Below are 15,634 nucleotides of genomic sequence, written 5' to 3'. Positions count from 1 at the left end.
TAGTGGAGAAGTGGCAGTTACCGACCTCAGTCCCCTCAGCATCCGCCGAGCCCCCGCGCGCCGGGGTGTCCAGCTGCTCGCCGGCCTCGCGCTCTACGGCGCGAGCATGGCCATGCTCACCCGCGCCCGCCTCGGACTCGACCCGTGGGACGTGCTGAACGACGGCCTGACCAAGATCACCGGGCTGACGTTCGGCACGATCAGCGCCGTCGTGGCGGTGTTCGTGCTGCTGCTGTGGATCCCGCTGCGGCAGCGCCCCGGCATCGGAACCGTCGCGAACATCGCGGTGATCGCGGTGGCGGTCGACGCGGTGCGCGCCGTGCTACCCGACCAGCACGTGCTCGTCTGGCAGATCCTGATGCTGGTCGGCGGCGTAGTCCTGAACGCCGTCGCGACCGCGGTGTACGTCGGCACCCGCCTTGGCCCCGGCCCCCGAGACGGGTTGATGACCGGCCTGCACGCCCGAACCGGCTGGTCCGTCCGCCTGGTCCGGACCGGCATCGAGGTACTCGTCCTGGCCGCGGGCTGGCTGCTCGGCGGCGCGGTCGGCGTCGGAACCGTGCTGTACGCCCTCAGCATCGGCCCGCTGACCCAGGCCCTGCTCCCGCTGGTCACGTGGCGCACCGGGGCGGACCAGCAAGAACAGCATTAGCGCTTGCCGACGGCCTGCCGGACCGCCGGATAATCGATCCCGCGTGCCGCGAGAAAGTCCGCCACCGGACCGCGCTGTTTCACGAGCGCGAGCAGCAGGTGCTCCTGCCCCAAATGCTTGTCGCCGAGGTCATGCGCCTCCCGCACGCTCATCTGCAACGCGTTCTTCGCGTCCTCAGTGAACGGCAGATGATTGCGCCGCGTGGGCCGGCTCGCCTGAGCAAGCGCACCCGGCCCATGCGTCTGCTCGACCCGCTCGACAATCTGATCGACGTCGATGCCGAACTCGGTGAGCGCCTCGGCATCGGCGTCACTGATCCCGCCACGGCGGCGCACCCGGGCAAGCTCAGCGAAGACGTCCTCGCGCGACACCCCGAGATCTCGCAACAACCGCACGGCCTCGCCGTTCTCGATCCGCGCCAACCCAGCGAAAACCGCCTGCGCGGAAATCTCCCGAGCCCCCGCCTCATGCGCCGCGGCCTGCGCCTCGACCACCGCTCTCCGGGCGTCATGGGTGAACTTCTCGAACATCAATGCCTCCCGTACTTCTTGTGGACGGCCTGCCGGCTGACCCCCAACTCGGCCGCGATGTCCTGCCAAGACCAGCCGTGCATCCGCGCACTGCGCACCTGCACCGCCTCCAACTGCTCAAGCAACCGCCTCAACGCAGCCACCGCCCGAAGCCCCACCCGGGGATCCCGATCACCAGCGCGAGCGGCCAAATCCGTCGCTTCCGTCATGATGTCAATCTAGGTTGACACACGGCGCCTGTCAACCCGAGTTGACAGGGCGGGTGAGCCAGCGATGCGNGCGCCTGTCAACCCGAGTTGACAGGGCGGGTGAGCCAGCGATGCGCCCCAATGCGGCATTGGGTGCGTCAGATGCACCGAACGCCACATTGGGTGCGCCACATGCACCCAATGCCATATTGGGGCGCTAACCCCCACCCAAACCGCAACCGCAGCACCCAACCATCAAGGCACCCAGCCGCACCGATGCACCCAACGAGCGAGGCACCCAGCCCCTCCCCCAACCCCGATACGAAGCCTCCCTGCGGTTCGGGGGTGCTTGTCAAGGCATCTTTCCCGCCTTGACAAGCACCCCCGAACCGTCAGCACAATCAAACTTCGGGGTGCCCCACGCAACCACCAAGCGATGTCGCCGCCAGGCGACGAGAAGTCCCGAACAACAACCCGAGCTACAGTCGACCAGTGCCCGAGATTTCGACCGCCGAGCGAGCCGGAGTCGGTTCCGACGGCAACCCCCGCCCCACCGAAGACCACATCGCCCTCCTCGACCAAGCAATCCTGGTCCTGGACGGAGCCACCTCCCCGAGCCCAGACCTCCCCCCAGGCGGCTGGTACGCCCACCTCCTCCGCGACCAGCTGGCCAACGAACTCCGCACCGCCCCCCACCAAAACCTCAGCCAAGCCCTGGCAACCGCAATCACCGCCGTAGCCGAGGACAACGCCCTAACCCCAGGCAACGCCCCCTCCAGCACAGTCTCGATCCTCCGCTGGAACGACCACGAAATAGAAGCCCTGGTCCTGGCCGACAGCCCCATCGTCGCGTTTGGACAGTTCGGCACCGACGTGGTCGCCGACGACCGCCTAGTCTCCCTCCGCAACAACGGCCTCCTGCAAACCAGCGCCGACGTCCGCCGACGACGCAACGCCGAAGACGGCTTCTGGGTAGCCGAAGCCGACCCGGCCGCGGCACACAAAGCAGTCCGCCGCAGCTGGCCCCGCGCAGCCGTCGACGCCGTCCTCATCGCCACCGACGGCGTAGCGATCGGAGTGGACGAATACGGCCTCTTCACCTGGCCAGAAGTCCTGCAGCTAGCCAAAAACAAGGGCCCCGAAGCAGTACTGGACGCGGTACGCGCCGCGGAAAACGACGATCCGCACGCCGTCCGCTGGCCGCGCGCCAAACGGCACGACGATCAGGTGCTCGTCCTCGCCGACTTCTCGGGGTAGGGGCTTAATCAGGGGTTTTCCCTGATCACGAAACGCCGCGGAACCGCCAATCTGGCTACATGGGGAACACACGAGGCGTCCGGGGATGGCGCCTGACCGCGCTCGCTGCGATCGCCTGGGGGCTGTTCACGATCACAGTGCTGCACATCATCAGCTCGCACGACCCGATCTACGACACGCTTTCGAGCTACACGATCACCGACCGCGGGGAGGGCATGCTCGGGGCGAGCGTGCTGTCGGTGGCCGTCGGATCGCTCGCGGTGCTCGGCGCGCTGATCGCAGGCGGAGTGCCGATGACGTTCAGCACCAAGGCTTTGCTCATGCTGTGGGCGGTCGGGCTGGCGGTCGCCGCCGTTTTTCCGGCCAGTTACCCGCAAAGCCCGAATCCGCTCAGCGGCGACATCCACCTGTACTCGTGCCTGATCGCGTTCGCGAGCCTGCCCGGCGCGGCGATCACGATGCTGGAACCGTTGCGCGGCACGGCGGAGCGCGTGTTCGTGGTGCGCTGGCTGAAGTTCGGGCTCGCCGCGGTCGGGTTGTTCGCGCTGAGTTTCCTGTTCGTCCGTCTCGACGAAGCCGGGGTGCAGCCGTTCCACGCGCTCACCGAGGTGCTGCCGGTGGGCGCGACGCAGCGGCTCACGCTGATCGCGAACGTCGCCCTGCTGCTGGTCCTGCTCCGGATCGCGGTGCGGACCGAAACCGCTCGCGCCGCGGTGCTCGTTACTTCCGCGCCTCGGCCATGAACTCGGACGCGTAACCGAACAATCCGGGAAGACCGCCGGTGTGCACGAACACGACGGTCTCCTCAGGCGAATACCGTCCCGCCGCCGCCCATTCCACCAGGGCGGCGGCGGCTTTTCCGGTGTAGACCGGGTCGAGCACCACGCCTTCGGTGCGGCCGAACAACCGGATCGCTTCCCAGGTCCCCGACGCCGGAATGCCGTAGCCCTCGCCGATCGTCGTGTCGTTGAGCCACACGTGCGCCAGCTTCGGTGGGTCGAACCCAAGCAACTCCGCGGCCCCGGCGGTGAGCTGGGACAAGTTGTCCACAGCCTCGTTCAGCGGATGGCTGACGCAGGCGATATCCACCTCCAGCGAACCGAGCAGCTCCGTGCCGAGCGCCAGTCCGGCCGCCGTGGCCCCGCTGGCGTGCGGGCTCACGATTCGGGCGTGGTCCAGACCCTGCTCAACCAGCTGGGCAGCGAGCTCGCGGGTGGCATCCACATAGCCAAGAACACCGAGTGGGTCGGACCCACCGACCGGGATCGTCCGCACTTTCCGGCCTTCGTCCGCTGCTTCGGCAACCAGCCCTTCGTACGTCGCGGCCGATTCCTCGCCGGACGCGCAGACGTGCACCCGCGCGCCGAAGAGCAGGTCAAGCGGGACATTGCCGGACCGTTCGTACGCGTCACCGGAGCGCGGCACCTCAGCGGTCAGCACCAGTTCGCAGCGCAAGCCGAGCCGGGCGCACGCCGCGGCGGTCTGACGGCCGTGGTTGGTCTGCAGCGCGCCGAAGGTGATCACGGTGTCCACACCGTCGGCGAGCGCCGCGCCGAGGTGGAAGTCGAGTTTGCGCAACTTGTTGCCGCCGACGCCGAGCGGATGGACGTCGTCGCGCTTGAGCAGCAGCCGCGGGATGCCGAGCGCTTCGCCCAGCCGCGGCGCGGGGACCAGCGGTGTCGGCCCGTGGTGGAGGCCGGCGCGCGGAAAGCCGTCGAAGGAGGGAAACCGGGCGAAGTCGAACGTCATCGATCCTCCGTGCGCTGGCGGGGCTGATGGTGGGCAGTTTAGGTGGCTTTATCCAGCCGTGGCCGGATCCGCGGCCCTCGCCGCCCGCTCGATTTCGGCCCGCCGCGCCTCCCAGAAGGCCGCGTCCCGGCCGCGTTTGGCCATGGCTTCCAAGTCCATTTCGACCGCACCGTCCAGCTGCTCGCGCAGGATGTCGGCGTGCCCGGCGTGCCGATTGGTCTCGGTCAACATGTGGACAAGGACGTTGAACAGCAGCACGTCCGGCCGCGGCCACCACGGCACGTGGCCGGGTGCGTCGATGGCGAGAGCGGCGATCGTCGCGTCGGAGTGTTCGCAGACGCGCTGGTAGCGGCTGGTGATTTCCTCGCGGGTCTCGTGCTCGGTCGCCCACAGGTCGCGGCCGCGCTGTTCGAGGTCGTCCCAGCGCGGAACCGGCTCGGGAAACGGGCGGCCGAAAACCTCGCCGAAGTACCGGGCCTCGGCGACCGCAAGGTGTTTGACCAGCCCGAGGAGGTTGGTGCCGGTCGAGGTCAGCGGACGGCGGATCGCGTACTCGGACAATCCGTCGAGCTTCCGGAGCATCGTCTGCCGGACCTCTTTGAGGTCGCTGTGCAGGTACTCCTTCGCGAAGTCGTCGATCACGACTCCGAGCATGCCCGAACTTCCCGGCCGTCGCCGTGATACGTTCGTTCGAGCGAACGAGAGAACGGGGAGCCGCCGATGCCTTCCGCGACAACCGAGTTCACGACCCTTGCCGCCCAAGCCGCCGCGCTCGAATCCGGCGAGGTCACGGCCGTGGAGCTGACCGAGCTCGCGCTCAAGCGGGCGCACGCGAGCCAACCCGTGCTCAACGCGTTCCGCGTGCTGCGCGACGAAGCCGCGCTCGCCGAGGCCGCCGCCGCTGATCAGCGCCGCGCCGACGGTGACCGCGCGCCGTTGCTCGGGGTGCCGGTCGCGATCAAGGACGACGTGGACATCGTCGGCCTGCCGACCGCGTTCGGCTGCCCGGGCGAGTTCCCGGCAGCGACGGCGGACGCGCCCGCGGTCGCGAAGCTCAAGCAGGCCGGCGCGGTCATCATCGGCAAGACCAACACGCCTGAGCTGGGCCAATGGCCGTTCACCGAGGGCACCGCCTTCGGCGCGACGCGCAATCCGTGGCAGCCCGCGCACACGCCGGGCGGGTCGTCCGGCGGATCCGCCGCGGCGGTGGCGGCCGGGATCGTGGCCGCCGCGCTCGGGTCGGACGGGGCGGGATCGGTGCGCATCCCGGCGGCGTGGACCGGACTGGTCGGCATCAAAACCCAGCGCGGCCGGATCCCGACCGGCAGCGAACTGTTCTACGGCCTCACCGTGCTCGGCCCACTCGCCCGGACGGTCGCCGACGCGGCCACCCTGCTCGACGTCACCGCGGGCACTGGCACCTCGTTCCAGACCGCCGCCCAGCGCGAACCGGGACGGCTGCGGATCGGCCTCTCCACCCGGATTCCCTTTACCGCCACCAAAACCAGGCTCGACCCAGTGGTCGAATCGGCGGTGCGCCAGACCGCCGAGACGCTTGCGGGGCTGGGCCACGAGATCGTGCCGGTCGAACCCGGATACGGCTTGATCGGTCTCACCTTCCTGCCGCGCTCGCTCACCGGCGTGCGCGATTGGGCCAGGCGCGTACCGGAGCCGTCCGCGCTCGACCCGCGCACCCGCAGCAACGCCCAGCAAGGCGGCCTTCTCGCCGGACCCGCGCTGAAACTCGCTCGCGCGCTCGAACCGGTGCTGCGCCGCCGGATCGGCGGGGTGTTCGGCGACATCGACGTCCTGCTCACGCCGACCACCGCCACTCCGCCGCCCGTGATCGGGTCTTTCGACGGGCTTTCCGGCTGGCAGACCGACCAGTCGATGATCGCCGCGTGCCCGTACGCTTGGCCGTGGAACGTGCTGGGCTGGCCCGGGGTGAACGTGCCCGCCGGGCTGACCGCGGACGGGTTGCCGCTCGGCGCCCAGCTGCTCGGCCCGTCGCATTCCGAGGAGCGGCTGATTTCCGTTGCCGCGCAACTGGAAGAGGTGCAGCGGTGGCCGGACCGACGTCCCGAGCCGGGGTGGTGACCACTCGCGACGCGATTCTTCGCGCCACCCTGAAGGTGGTCGGCGAACAGGGCGTCGGCGGGCTCACCAACCGGCGCATCGTCGCCGCTGCCGGGGTTTCGCTCGGCACGCTGACCTATCACTTCCCCAGCCAGACCGAGCTCCTGCGCGAGGCGATGCTGCTGTTCGCCGAGGAGGAAACCGCGAAACTGGCGGGAATTGTCGAGGCGTACCGGGAACAAGGGCTGAGCCTCGAACAAGCGGCGACCGTCGTGGAACACGTAATCAAGCAATTGCCGTTCGGCACGGACGAACTCGCGCCGCACGAGCTGTACCTGCAAGCCGCGCGCGACCCCGGGCTGCACGAAGCGTCCGCGAAATGCTTTGCGGCATATGACGAATTGGCCATTACGATTCTGACCGCACTCGGCCTGCCGGAGCCGGAACGAGTAGCCGGGCCGGTGGTCGCGCTGATCGCCGGGCTGCAGTTGCGCCGCCTCGCGACCGGCACGGACGTTCCGGCTGCCGAGCCGTTGATGATGCTGCTGCACGGTGCGCGAGGCTGACGTGGCTCCGCCGGTCGTTCGCGGTACCGCGGCTTGGCGCTATTTCGGCGACTTCCGCGACGCGCTGCTCGCGGGACAGGTGCTCGTACTGCAGGTCGCGCATCCGGTCGTCGCGGCCGGGGTGCGGGATCATTCGGACTACCGCGAGGATCCGTGGACCCGGCTGATGCGCACCGTCGCTTCGCTGTCGATCTACGTTTACGGCGGGACAAAGGGCGCGCAATTCGAGGCCGAACGATTGCGGAAACTGCACCGCTCGTTCACCGGTATCGCCGATGGCCGTCGATACAGCGCGCTCGATCCTGGCGCGTACGCATGGGTGCACGCGACGCTGGTGATGGCTCCCGTTGACGCACAACGGTTCTTCGGCCGCCCGATGTCCACTTCGGAGCTTGACGAGTACTACGCGCAGATGTGCGGCATCGGCCGGATCCTCGGCGTCCGCGAGCGGGATCTGCCGCCGACGTGGCCGGAGTTCGAGCGGTACTACCGGGAGACGATCGCCGGGTTCGGTCCGAACGAGACGATCAGCACGCTGTTCGAGACCATCGACACCGCAGGGAAACCATTCGCCCGCATGTCGGACCGCCGGTGGCCGAAGCTCCAAAAAGGATACTCGACCGGGCAGCTGTTCCTGATCCGCACGCCGGACGTTCCCCTTCGCCCCGGCCCCGCCAGCGCAGCCCCCCGCCCTCCTCCGGGGGACGGCCCTTGTCCAGTCTATCCGCCCCCACCGACAACCCCGCCCACTACGGCCGGGTTGTCCACAGCGACCGCGACTTGGGGAAAGTCTCGCGCCCACCGCCCCATGCGAGTGGTCGGAAAGCTGAATGTGTGGCTGCGCGCGCACCCGTGGGCCTATCGGTTCTTCGTCCGTTCGTAGTGCGCCCGCGCCTTCGCCCGGTTCCCGCAGCGCGACATCGAGCACCACTGGCGCGTCCGGCGAGGCGACGTGTCGACAAATCGCAAGCCGCAGTCGTCCGCCGAGCAGATGCGGATGTCTTCTGCACCGGTAGCGAGATCGACGGCGTCGGCGGCCAGCACCGCGAATGCCGTCGCTATCGGGTCCGCGGGAGTGGGCGCTTCCCGCTGCAGCACACCGTCCTTCAACAGCAGCCGATCCGGCTCGGGGGCAGCTGCGAGGGCGTCATTGACCAGGCGGACGTCGGCAACCAGCGGCTTGGCGGTCAGCAGCCGGTTCACCGCCTCGCGCAGGTCTTTTGCCGCGGCCAACTGGGCGGCAGTCACCGGCATACGACCGAATCCGGCCAGCTCAAGCCATTCCGCCAGTGCGTCCGGGCCGGTCAGCAGCTCGATGCCTTCCGAAAGATGCCGGGAGCGCAGCGTGTTCACCAGGTGCAGACACGGCCGTCCAGCGTCGAACACCCAATCCATGCCGCTCATTCTAACCATTGAAACCGGTGAGAACGCGCGCTACCGTCTAACCCCATGAGCCGGTTAGAAGCAGCCATGGCCCAAGTAGCCGACCTGCGCATGCACTACCTCCGCGGCGGCGACGGCCCGCCGCTGTTCCTCCTGCACGGCTGGCCGCAGACGTCGCACTGCTGGCGCCGCGTCGCCGGACCGCTGACCGAGGCGTACACCGTGATCGCCCCTGACCTGCGCGGATACGGGCGCACCGACAAACCCCGCACCGGTTATGACAAGCGCACGATGGCCGCCGACGTCGCGAAGCTGGCCGAACAGCTCGGGTTCGACCGGGTCGCAGTCGCGGGGCACGACCGCGGCGGGCGCGTCGCTCATCGGTGGGCGCTCGACCGCCCGGACCAGGTCGAACGGCTGGCCGTGCTGGACATCGCGCCGACGCGAGAGATGTGGCGCCGCCTCGACCGGGACCTCGGGAAGGCGTACTGGCACTGGCTTTTCCACCTCCAGCCAGACCTGCCGGAACTGCTGGCCGGGCAGAACATCGCCGCCTACCTCGGGTACTTCTTCGAGCGCTGGACCTTCCAACGCCACGGGCTGCCCGCCGAGGACGTCGCCGAATACGTGCGTGCCTTCGAAGCCCCCGGCGCGCTCCGAGCCGGTTTCGACGACTACCGCGCCTCATTCCCGGACGACGCCGAACTGGACGACGCCGATTACGCCGCCGGGAAACGCCTCACCCAGCCAGTACTGGCGATGTGGGGCAAGGCCGGACTGCTCGGCAGCCTGCCCACGCTCGACATCTGGCGCGACTACGCGGACAACGTGACCGGCATCGGCCTCGACGACTGTGGGCACTTCCTCCCCGAGGAACAACCCTTACAGGTCGTGACGCATCTGCGGGAATTCCTGGCCAGCTAACGGAATCCGTGCGAACCCGGCCCCCACTGTCCGCTCGATCGCCGCGCCGACGCGGAATGCCGTGCCGTCGTCGTACTTGCCCGCGACGACCTGGACCCCCGTCGGCACGCCGTTGCTCGCCCAACCGGACGGCACGGCGAGCACCGGATGTTCACTGCCGACGTTGAACGCCGGAGTGAGCGAAGCGTCCGAAAAGTGTTCCAGCGCAACACCATCGACCACGACCTGCTCGGAAAGGTAGTCCTCGCCAGCGGCGAACGCGGTGGCACCGAGGGTCGGCACGATGAGTGCGTCGAACCGCTCGAACACCGCGTCGAGGCGTTCTCGGATCGCCGCTTCGACGGCGCGGCCGGTTTCCGCGTCCACAATGTTCTCGACGCCTTTGCGCGCGAAAGCCTGGCAGTACGGGGTGATGACGCCCGGGTTCTGCCGGTCCAGCTCCAAGACCTCGGCGGCCAAACCGGTCCCGAAGTGCGCCCACAAGGCCTGTTTGACCATGGCGAGCGCCAGTCGATCTCGATCTCCGTCACCACCGCACCGGCAGACTCCAGCGCATGCGCGACGGCGCGGGTGTTGGCGGCGACCTCCGAGGCCACTGGGAAATCGCCAGGCACCGGACAGCACGCGACGCGGAGCCCACGCACGTCGCCCACCTCAATGCGAACGGCGGGAAGTCGCGAGTGCGGGTCGCGCGGATCCTCGCCCGCCATGACGTTCTGCAGCAACGCGCAATCGGCGACGGTCCGAGCCATCGGGCCGTGGTGGTAGTAAGTATCCAATCCGGCGGGCGGGAGGACGGGATTGCGCCCGTGCGGCGGTTTGAAGCCCACGACGCCGGTGAAGGACGCGGGCGCGCGGAGCGAACCGCCGATGTCCGATCCGGTGGCGAGGTAGGCGGTTCCGGCCGCCAGCGCCGCGCCAGAACCGCCGGACGAGCCGCCCGCCGCGGTCTGGAGGTTCCATGGATTGCGCGTGGTTCCCCAGCGTCGCGTGTGGGACAGCGGCATGCAGCAGAACTCGGACGTCGTCGTGCGAGCGTGCAGAATCCCGCCGGCCGCCTGGATGCGGCTGAGCCCGATCGCGGTCTCCCGCGCCACCCGGGGCGAGCGCAGGAGGGTGCCTTCGGTGACGGGGTGCCCGGCCAGGGGCTGTTCTTCCTTCGCCGCGATCGGCAGTCCTTCGAGCGGCCTCGGCTGACCGCCGGGCGCGTACGCCTTCTCCGCGACGGCCGCCGCCCGCAACGCCTGCTCGAACATCTGCTCGGCGAACGCGTTGACAACCGGCTCGACCCGCTCCTCGCGCTCGACGACCGCGCGCATCACCTCCACCGGCGAGAGTTGCCGGGTCCGGAAGAGGCGCAACACTTCGCCGGCGGGGAGGTAGTGGAGTGGGGTCATGGCGCGCTCCGTGGGGTCGGGGCGCTCAACCTACTCAGACGGCGACCCTCGCCAAGCCGACATTGAACCCACACCGCCCGGCGCCCACGGTGACCGGAGCGCCGCCACACTCCACCCGATCGAGTGACTGTTTGCGAATCGCTCTCAGTCGAGACCTCGTCGTGGTGGACTACTCACTCGGCGGCAGGTCGAACTGACCAGCCTTGACCGCGACGAGGAAGGCGTCCCACTCGCCACGGTCGAACACCAGCACCGGGCTCGCGGCGAGCTTCGTGTCGCGCACGCCGATCAGGCCGGGACGGGAGAGGTTGACCTCGACACAGTTTCCGCCGTTGGGCTCGCTCGCGAACGACTTCGCCCAGGCCGCGGCCGCGAACAGCGACTCTGCCGTGTCCGGGTCGTAATCCTGGGGCGACGGATAATCCGCCATGGGTCGTCCACCTCCGAGCCTTGTGCAGGGCGTGCGCTCTGATGCACGTCCCCGGCTTCTTTGCGTCACTACGGAGCAAACCGCAGGGCCAAGCGGGTGATCAACTCGACCCGATCTCGACATGAAGATTATTCCAGGAGTAGGATTAATCGCAGCGATCGGGGCGTCAGTGGTGGGTGAATGGCTTGCGACATTCAGCCCAACACCGGCAGCACCGGCCCGGGCACCCGGCCCGGGCGGCGGAACAGCCGCGAGATATCGGGAGGAGTGCGGATGCGAGCCGACCTGTGCGAACCGGTGAGCCGATCCGCCAGCCTCGCCGGAATCGGCGCTGGTCCAGGTGCTGCGACGACCCTGCGGAGACACCGCAACGGAGCGGTTTCCCTGGTGCCCGGCGTTGACCCGTCGAGCGCGAACCACCCCGATCCAGCCGGTGCCGACCCGCGCCGGTTCCCGTTATCCGAACTGGGGGTGTGATCCCATGGCCGTACGGCTCACCACGCTTTTCCGCCGTGAGGACGAACACACTCGCGGCCGGCGTGGGATCAATCACGAATTGCGCAACCGGTTCGGGTTCAGCCTGATCCAGGCCCCGCTGCGCAGCCCGATGGTTGTGGACACCGAGATCGAAGTACCGGCTCCGCGCCAAGCGGACACCGTCCACTCCACCCGCCACTGTCGCGAGACACGAGTACCGATTCTCCACGGGCTCGGCTGAGCCGAATCCCGCATCGTCCACGCTCCCCGGAATTCGTTGCCCGGGGAGCGTTTTCGTGTCCGGGGTCGGGTTGCGCGGAGGTCCAGACCATTAGCGGTCTAGACCATGCGCTGGGCTGGGTGCATCCGGCACCACATCGGGTGCTTCGTTCATGCCGCTCGCCGCCATCGGTGGAAGCGCTGCGGTGCTTGATCAGCGCACCGAACGCCACATTGGGTGCGTCGCATGCACCCAATGCCACATTGGGGGTTTCTCTGCGGTCGTCGCGTGCGGCGGCGTTGCGGCGATACGCAGCATCAAGCGGGTCGCGCCCATCGACGAGGGACGGCTTCACCCGCCGCGCTCGCGGAGGTTTCCGCCCCTCCCTCAGCGGGCGGGCACCCGGCGGCAAGGGTCCGTGAAGGGCTCCTTGAGGGAATCTGATTCCCTCAAGGAGCCCTTCACGGACCTAACGCGAGAGACGGAGCTGGCGCACACCGCGCTACTGAAGAAAACCCCAACGGGTCGTCAGCGCCGGACGGTCACGGCGAGCCGGAACGGCAGCGTCAGGGCTTACGGCCCAGCGCGCAAATCCCGCCGCTGAACGAGGGGTCGTCCGACATCCGGTCGCCCGCGCTCGAATCGCCCGCTTCCGGGTGCCAGGCCGACACCCACGAGATGCCCGGCTCCACCAGTTCCAGCCCGGAGAAGAACTCCCCGAACTCCGCGCGCGAGCGGTAGTGGAACGGGGTACTCGACTGCTGGTACTGCTTGTGGATCGCGTCGCGGCGTTCGCCGTCGTTCGTCGGGACGCCGTCGTCGGTCAGGTGCGAGGACAGGAAGTACGAGCCGGACGGCAGCAGCGACAGGTACTTCTGCACGATTTCCAGCGCGGGCTCGTCGCGGCCGATGAAGTACAGCACTCCGACCATGATCAGGCCGATCGGGCGCTTCGGGTCGAGGACGCCGGTGTCGAGCGCGCGCGGCCAGACGTCGGCTGGGTTGCGCAGGTCGCCGTGCAGCACCGCGTGCCGGTCGGCGACTCCGTCGCGTTCCAGCAGGATCTGCGAATGCGCGACGGCCACCGGTTCGTTGTCGACATAGACACAGCGCGCGTTCGGGTTCACCGAGGTGGCGATCTCGTGCACGTTGCCGACCGTGGGCACGCCGGAGCCGATGTCGAGGAACTGGTCGATGCCCTGTTCGGCCATGTATCGCACGCCGCGGCCGAGGAACTCGCGGCCGGCCCTGGCGATGGTCTTGATCATCGGAAAGGTCTGGACCGCCCGTTCGCCGAACTCGCGGTCGATCGCCCAGTTCGCGGTGCCGCCGAGGAACCAGTCGTAAATCCGCGCCGCGTTCGGCCGATCGAGGTCGACGCCCTCCGGGGCTTCCGGATCCGGTGCCTGAGTCATCAGCTTCCCCTTCCGTGCGGGTACCAGTGTGCCCACTCGCCGCGGTCGCGCGCCGCCGCCCCCGGCAACCGCCCGAAAATGCCACGACTCCGGTACATCCGGGCCACTAGGTTGGGATGGATGCGCATTCTTTTCTCGTTCGTCGGCGGTCGCGGCCACTTCGATCCGATGGCGCCGGTCGCGCGAGCGCTTGCCGCACGCGGCCATACCGTAGCCGTCGCGGGCGGCGGTTCGCACGTGCCCGCGCTCGCCAAAGCCGGGTTCACGACCTTCGCGGTCAACGAGCCACGCGAAGCCGAGGCGACGCGGCAGCCGATGCCGCCGGTCGATCCGGCGCGCGACGACTGGGAAATCCGGGAACTGTTCGCCCGCCGCGCGACCCGCAAACACGTGCCGGTGCTGCTGGAGCTGGCCCGGGAATGGCGACCGGACCTGATCGTCCGGGACGAAGTGGACTTCTCCGCCGCGATCGCCGCCGAGGTGCTGGGTCTGCCGTGCGCCACTGTCCTGGTGCTCGCCGCGGGAACGTTGCTGCGCAAGGAACTCCTCGCCGAGCCGCTCGCTGAAGCTCGCGCGGCGCACGGTCTGCCGGACGATCCGGAGCTCGAAATGCTGACCCGCGGCCAGGTGCTTTCGCCGCTCCCGCCGTCCTTTCGAGACCCCAGCTCGCCGCTGCCGCCCGGTACTTTCTCGTTCCGCCAAGGAGATCCGGTCGCACCGCGGCAACCCGCCGGGAAACCGCACGTGTACTTCACGCTCGGCACCAACTTCAACCTCGAGTCCGGCGACCTCATCGAGCGCACCCTCGCCGGGTTGGGCCAGTTGGACGCGGAGGTGACCGCCACCGTCGGCACCCAGATCGACCCCGCCGAGTTCGGACCGCAACCGGCGCACGTCCGGGTGGAACGGTTCGTCCCGCAGGCCGAACTGTTGCCGCGCCTCGATTTGATGATCTCGCACGCCGGGTCCGGCAGCGTGATCGGCGCGCTCTCGCACGGTCTGCCGTCGCTGCTCTTCCCGATGGGTGCCGACCAGCCCGGCAACGGCCGGCGCTGCGCCGCGCTGCACGTCGGCCGCGTGCTCGACCCGGAAACGTCCACTCCGGACGAAATCCGCCAAGCCGCCGCGGAGTTGCTCGCCGATCCCAGTTACCGCGAGGCCGCGCGCCGCGTACAGGCGGAGATCAACGCCCTGCCCGCCGCCGAAGCCACCGTGCCCGTGCTCGAAGCACTGGTCACATCATCTGCGAACGGTAGCTTTCCGCCAGCTCCTTGAGGAACTGCCGCGTCTCGCCCCGCTCCAAGGCGGCGCCGCGCAGGCGGTCCCACGAGTCCACGAAGATGTTGAAGTCCTTCACGTCGTCGAGGTACAGCCCGCCCGCGGAGTGTTCGATGTAGACGAAGTCGCGGGTGCGGTCCGGGAACCGCATGATCGTGAAGTCGTTGGGCACCGCGGCGAGCTTCGCGCTGAAGGGCAGCACGTGCACGTAGACGCGCGGGTGCCGGTCGAGCGCGAGCAGGTGCTCCACCTGGTCCAGCATCACCGCGGGCGCGAACCCGCCGGGTGCGCGGCGCAGCGCGCCCTCGCTGATGATGAACCGGTAGTACGGCGGCTGCTGCTGGTCGAACACCGCCTTGCGGTCCAGCCGGTTGCGCACCAGCGACGTGACGTCGGTGGCTCCCGCCTCGGTGAACTGCTTGAGCATGTAGTGCTCGGACTGCAGCGGCCCCGGCACGCGCTCGCCGTGCCAGGTAAGGATCTCCGCGGCGGCCGGCTCGAGGTCGGTGAAGGTGCGGAACCAGTGCGGCACCACCGACCGGTAGCCCGACCAATGGCCGCGCTGCCCGGCCGCGGCCCGGGCCAGGTTCATCAGAGTGTCGGCCTCTTCGCCGTTGATCCCGAACGCGTTCAGCATGGTCCGCACATCTCCGAGCTTGACCCCCACCGCACCGGACTCGATCTTGTTGACCTTGCCCTGGGTGCAGCCGAGTACCTCGGCGACTTGCTGCTGCGTCATCTTCGCGGCGTTTCGAGCATGCCTGAGCTCATTGCCGAGCTGCTTGCGGCGCGAGGTGACGGTGCTCGCCATCTCCCCTTGCTCTCCTGAACCACTACTGCCGACGGGCTCTCCGCCGGACCGCGAACTACGAACCACCCAGGCCACTGCGACCCAACGGAGTTCGATGATGACACCCGGCAGCGTTTCAGGAAATGCGCGAGAACGCCAGTCACCCGGCATGTCACCCTGCCGGAGCAGTGGATTCCCGACGCCCCGGACATCCCCGCTACTCCATTCGGACTAAGAGGAGACTTCCGGGCACAGCTGAGCCGCGGACTCCCCGCGCCAGCGGCCGGGACGGCATAGTGTCG

At 68.8% G+C, this 15,634-nt stretch carries 18 protein-coding genes and 1 pseudogene; 9 read left to right on the top strand and 10 right to left on the bottom strand.

The annotated features are described in order from the left end of the window. Positions 1–10 precede the first annotated feature (10 nt). Positions 11–652: a membrane protein YczE gene (gene yczE, locus EIZ44_RS36115; protein ID WP_134733599.1), complete on the top strand. Its 642-nt coding sequence runs from the start codon at positions 11–13 to the stop codon at positions 650–652. On the opposite strand, the gene EIZ44_RS36110 is transcribed toward yczE, so the two are convergent. Next, the gene (locus tag EIZ44_RS36110; RefSeq protein WP_134733597.1) at positions 649–1,182 is read right to left on the bottom strand and encodes a Clp protease N-terminal domain-containing protein; all 534 of its coding nucleotides are present in this window, start codon (positions 1,180–1,182) and stop codon (positions 649–651) included. The genes yczE and EIZ44_RS36110 overlap by 4 nt on opposite strands. Continuing rightward, a complete protein-coding gene (locus tag EIZ44_RS36105; protein ID WP_009071860.1) occupies positions 1,182–1,391 on the bottom strand; it encodes a hypothetical protein in 210 nt (69 codons plus the stop codon). The genes EIZ44_RS36110 and EIZ44_RS36105 overlap by 1 nt, the downstream gene beginning before the upstream one ends. Positions 1,392–1,862: 471 nt before the next feature. Between EIZ44_RS36105 and EIZ44_RS36100 the strand changes: the two genes are divergently transcribed. Both EIZ44_RS36100 and EIZ44_RS36095 read left to right on the top strand, forming a co-directional pair. Continuing rightward, a complete protein-coding gene (locus EIZ44_RS36100) occupies positions 1,863–2,627 on the top strand; it encodes a PP2C family serine/threonine-protein phosphatase (protein ID WP_134733595.1) in 765 nt (254 codons plus the stop codon). Positions 2,628–2,686: 59 nt separating this feature from the next. After that, on the top strand, positions 2,687–3,370 hold the full coding sequence (locus tag EIZ44_RS36095) for a DUF998 domain-containing protein (RefSeq protein WP_037807517.1): 684 nt from the start codon (positions 2,687–2,689) through the stop codon (positions 3,368–3,370). Here the strand turns inward: EIZ44_RS36095 and EIZ44_RS36090 are convergent. Both EIZ44_RS36090 and EIZ44_RS36085 read right to left on the bottom strand, forming a co-directional pair. Further along, positions 3,348–4,376, bottom strand: coding sequence for a D-cysteine desulfhydrase family protein (locus EIZ44_RS36090; RefSeq protein ID WP_134733593.1), 1,029 nt, complete (start codon positions 4,374–4,376; stop codon positions 3,348–3,350). The two genes, EIZ44_RS36095 and EIZ44_RS36090, sit on opposite strands and share 23 nt — an antisense overlap. Positions 4,377–4,424: 48 nt before the next feature. Then, positions 4,425–5,030: a DinB family protein gene (locus tag EIZ44_RS36085; protein ID WP_167754380.1), complete on the bottom strand. Its 606-nt coding sequence runs from the start codon at positions 5,028–5,030 to the stop codon at positions 4,425–4,427. Between the two features lie 66 nt (positions 5,031–5,096). Between EIZ44_RS36085 and EIZ44_RS36080 the strand changes: the two genes are divergently transcribed. The 3 genes from EIZ44_RS36080 to EIZ44_RS36070 are packed head-to-tail and all read left to right on the top strand — an operon-like array spanning position 5,097 to position 7,901. Then, positions 5,097–6,473: an amidase gene (locus tag EIZ44_RS36080; RefSeq protein WP_134733589.1), complete on the top strand. Its 1,377-nt coding sequence runs from the start codon at positions 5,097–5,099 to the stop codon at positions 6,471–6,473. Further along, on the top strand, positions 6,440–7,018 hold the full coding sequence (locus EIZ44_RS36075) for a TetR/AcrR family transcriptional regulator (protein ID WP_037807509.1): 579 nt from the start codon (positions 6,440–6,442) through the stop codon (positions 7,016–7,018). Before EIZ44_RS36080 ends, EIZ44_RS36075 begins: the two co-directional genes overlap by 34 nt. 1 nt (position 7,019) lies before the next feature. Beyond that, on the top strand, positions 7,020–7,901 hold the full coding sequence (locus tag EIZ44_RS36070; RefSeq protein ID WP_134733656.1) for an oxygenase MpaB family protein: 882 nt from the start codon (positions 7,020–7,022) through the stop codon (positions 7,899–7,901). On the opposite strand, the gene EIZ44_RS36065 is transcribed toward EIZ44_RS36070, so the two are convergent. Next, positions 7,877–8,413 carry a CGNR zinc finger domain-containing protein gene (locus EIZ44_RS36065; RefSeq protein WP_205673412.1) on the bottom strand — a complete coding sequence of 179 codons (537 nt, stop codon included), beginning with the start codon at positions 8,411–8,413 and terminating at the stop codon, positions 7,877–7,879. The two genes, EIZ44_RS36070 and EIZ44_RS36065, sit on opposite strands and share 25 nt — an antisense overlap. Before the next feature lie 54 nt (positions 8,414–8,467). On the opposite strand from EIZ44_RS36065, the gene EIZ44_RS36060 reads away from it, so the two are divergent. After that, positions 8,468–9,325, top strand: a complete 858-nt coding sequence (locus EIZ44_RS36060) for an alpha/beta fold hydrolase (protein WP_134733585.1) — start codon at positions 8,468–8,470, stop codon at positions 9,323–9,325. On the opposite strand, the gene EIZ44_RS45815 is transcribed toward EIZ44_RS36060, so the two are convergent. From EIZ44_RS45815 to EIZ44_RS36050, 3 genes and pseudogenes are all read right to left on the bottom strand, one after another. After that, the gene (locus tag EIZ44_RS45815) at positions 9,284–9,823 is read right to left on the bottom strand and encodes an amidase family protein (RefSeq protein ID WP_240691511.1); all 540 of its coding nucleotides are present in this window, start codon (positions 9,821–9,823) and stop codon (positions 9,284–9,286) included. The genes EIZ44_RS36060 and EIZ44_RS45815 overlap by 42 nt on opposite strands. 74 nt (positions 9,824–9,897) lie before the next feature. Continuing rightward, positions 9,898–10,644 (bottom strand): annotated as a pseudogene (locus EIZ44_RS45810) (amidase family protein); the annotation flags it as partial. A 247-nt stretch (positions 10,645–10,891) separates the two neighbouring features. Then, positions 10,892–11,152, bottom strand: a complete 261-nt coding sequence (locus EIZ44_RS36050; protein ID WP_037712143.1) for a DUF397 domain-containing protein — start codon at positions 11,150–11,152, stop codon at positions 10,892–10,894. A gap of 481 nt (positions 11,153–11,633) precedes the next feature. Between EIZ44_RS36050 and EIZ44_RS36045 the strand changes: the two genes are divergently transcribed. Then, positions 11,634–11,870, top strand: coding sequence for a hypothetical protein (locus EIZ44_RS36045; protein ID WP_037807502.1), 237 nt, complete (start codon positions 11,634–11,636; stop codon positions 11,868–11,870). Between the two features lie 545 nt (positions 11,871–12,415). On the opposite strand, the gene EIZ44_RS36040 is transcribed toward EIZ44_RS36045, so the two are convergent. Then, entirely contained in the window at positions 12,416–13,264 is an 849-nt protein-coding gene (locus EIZ44_RS36040; protein WP_037807500.1) for an SAM-dependent methyltransferase, read from the bottom strand. 120 nt (positions 13,265–13,384) lie between these two features. On the opposite strand from EIZ44_RS36040, the gene EIZ44_RS36035 reads away from it, so the two are divergent. Further along, positions 13,385–14,539, top strand: a complete 1,155-nt coding sequence (locus EIZ44_RS36035) for a glycosyltransferase (RefSeq protein ID WP_167754378.1) — start codon at positions 13,385–13,387, stop codon at positions 14,537–14,539. On the opposite strand, the gene EIZ44_RS36030 is transcribed toward EIZ44_RS36035, so the two are convergent. Further along, the gene (locus EIZ44_RS36030; RefSeq protein ID WP_037712135.1) at positions 14,499–15,353 is read right to left on the bottom strand and encodes a helix-turn-helix domain-containing protein; all 855 of its coding nucleotides are present in this window, start codon (positions 15,351–15,353) and stop codon (positions 14,499–14,501) included. The genes EIZ44_RS36035 and EIZ44_RS36030 overlap by 41 nt on opposite strands. Between the last annotated feature and the right edge of the window lie 281 nt (positions 15,354–15,634).

Source organism: Amycolatopsis nivea (genome assembly GCF_004522235.1).
GTDB classification, from domain to species: Bacteria; Actinomycetota; Actinomycetes; order Mycobacteriales; family Pseudonocardiaceae; genus Amycolatopsis; species Amycolatopsis nivea.
The sequence above is the reverse complement of the archived record's forward strand: the minus strand, read 5'-3'. Positions and strand labels throughout refer to the sequence as shown.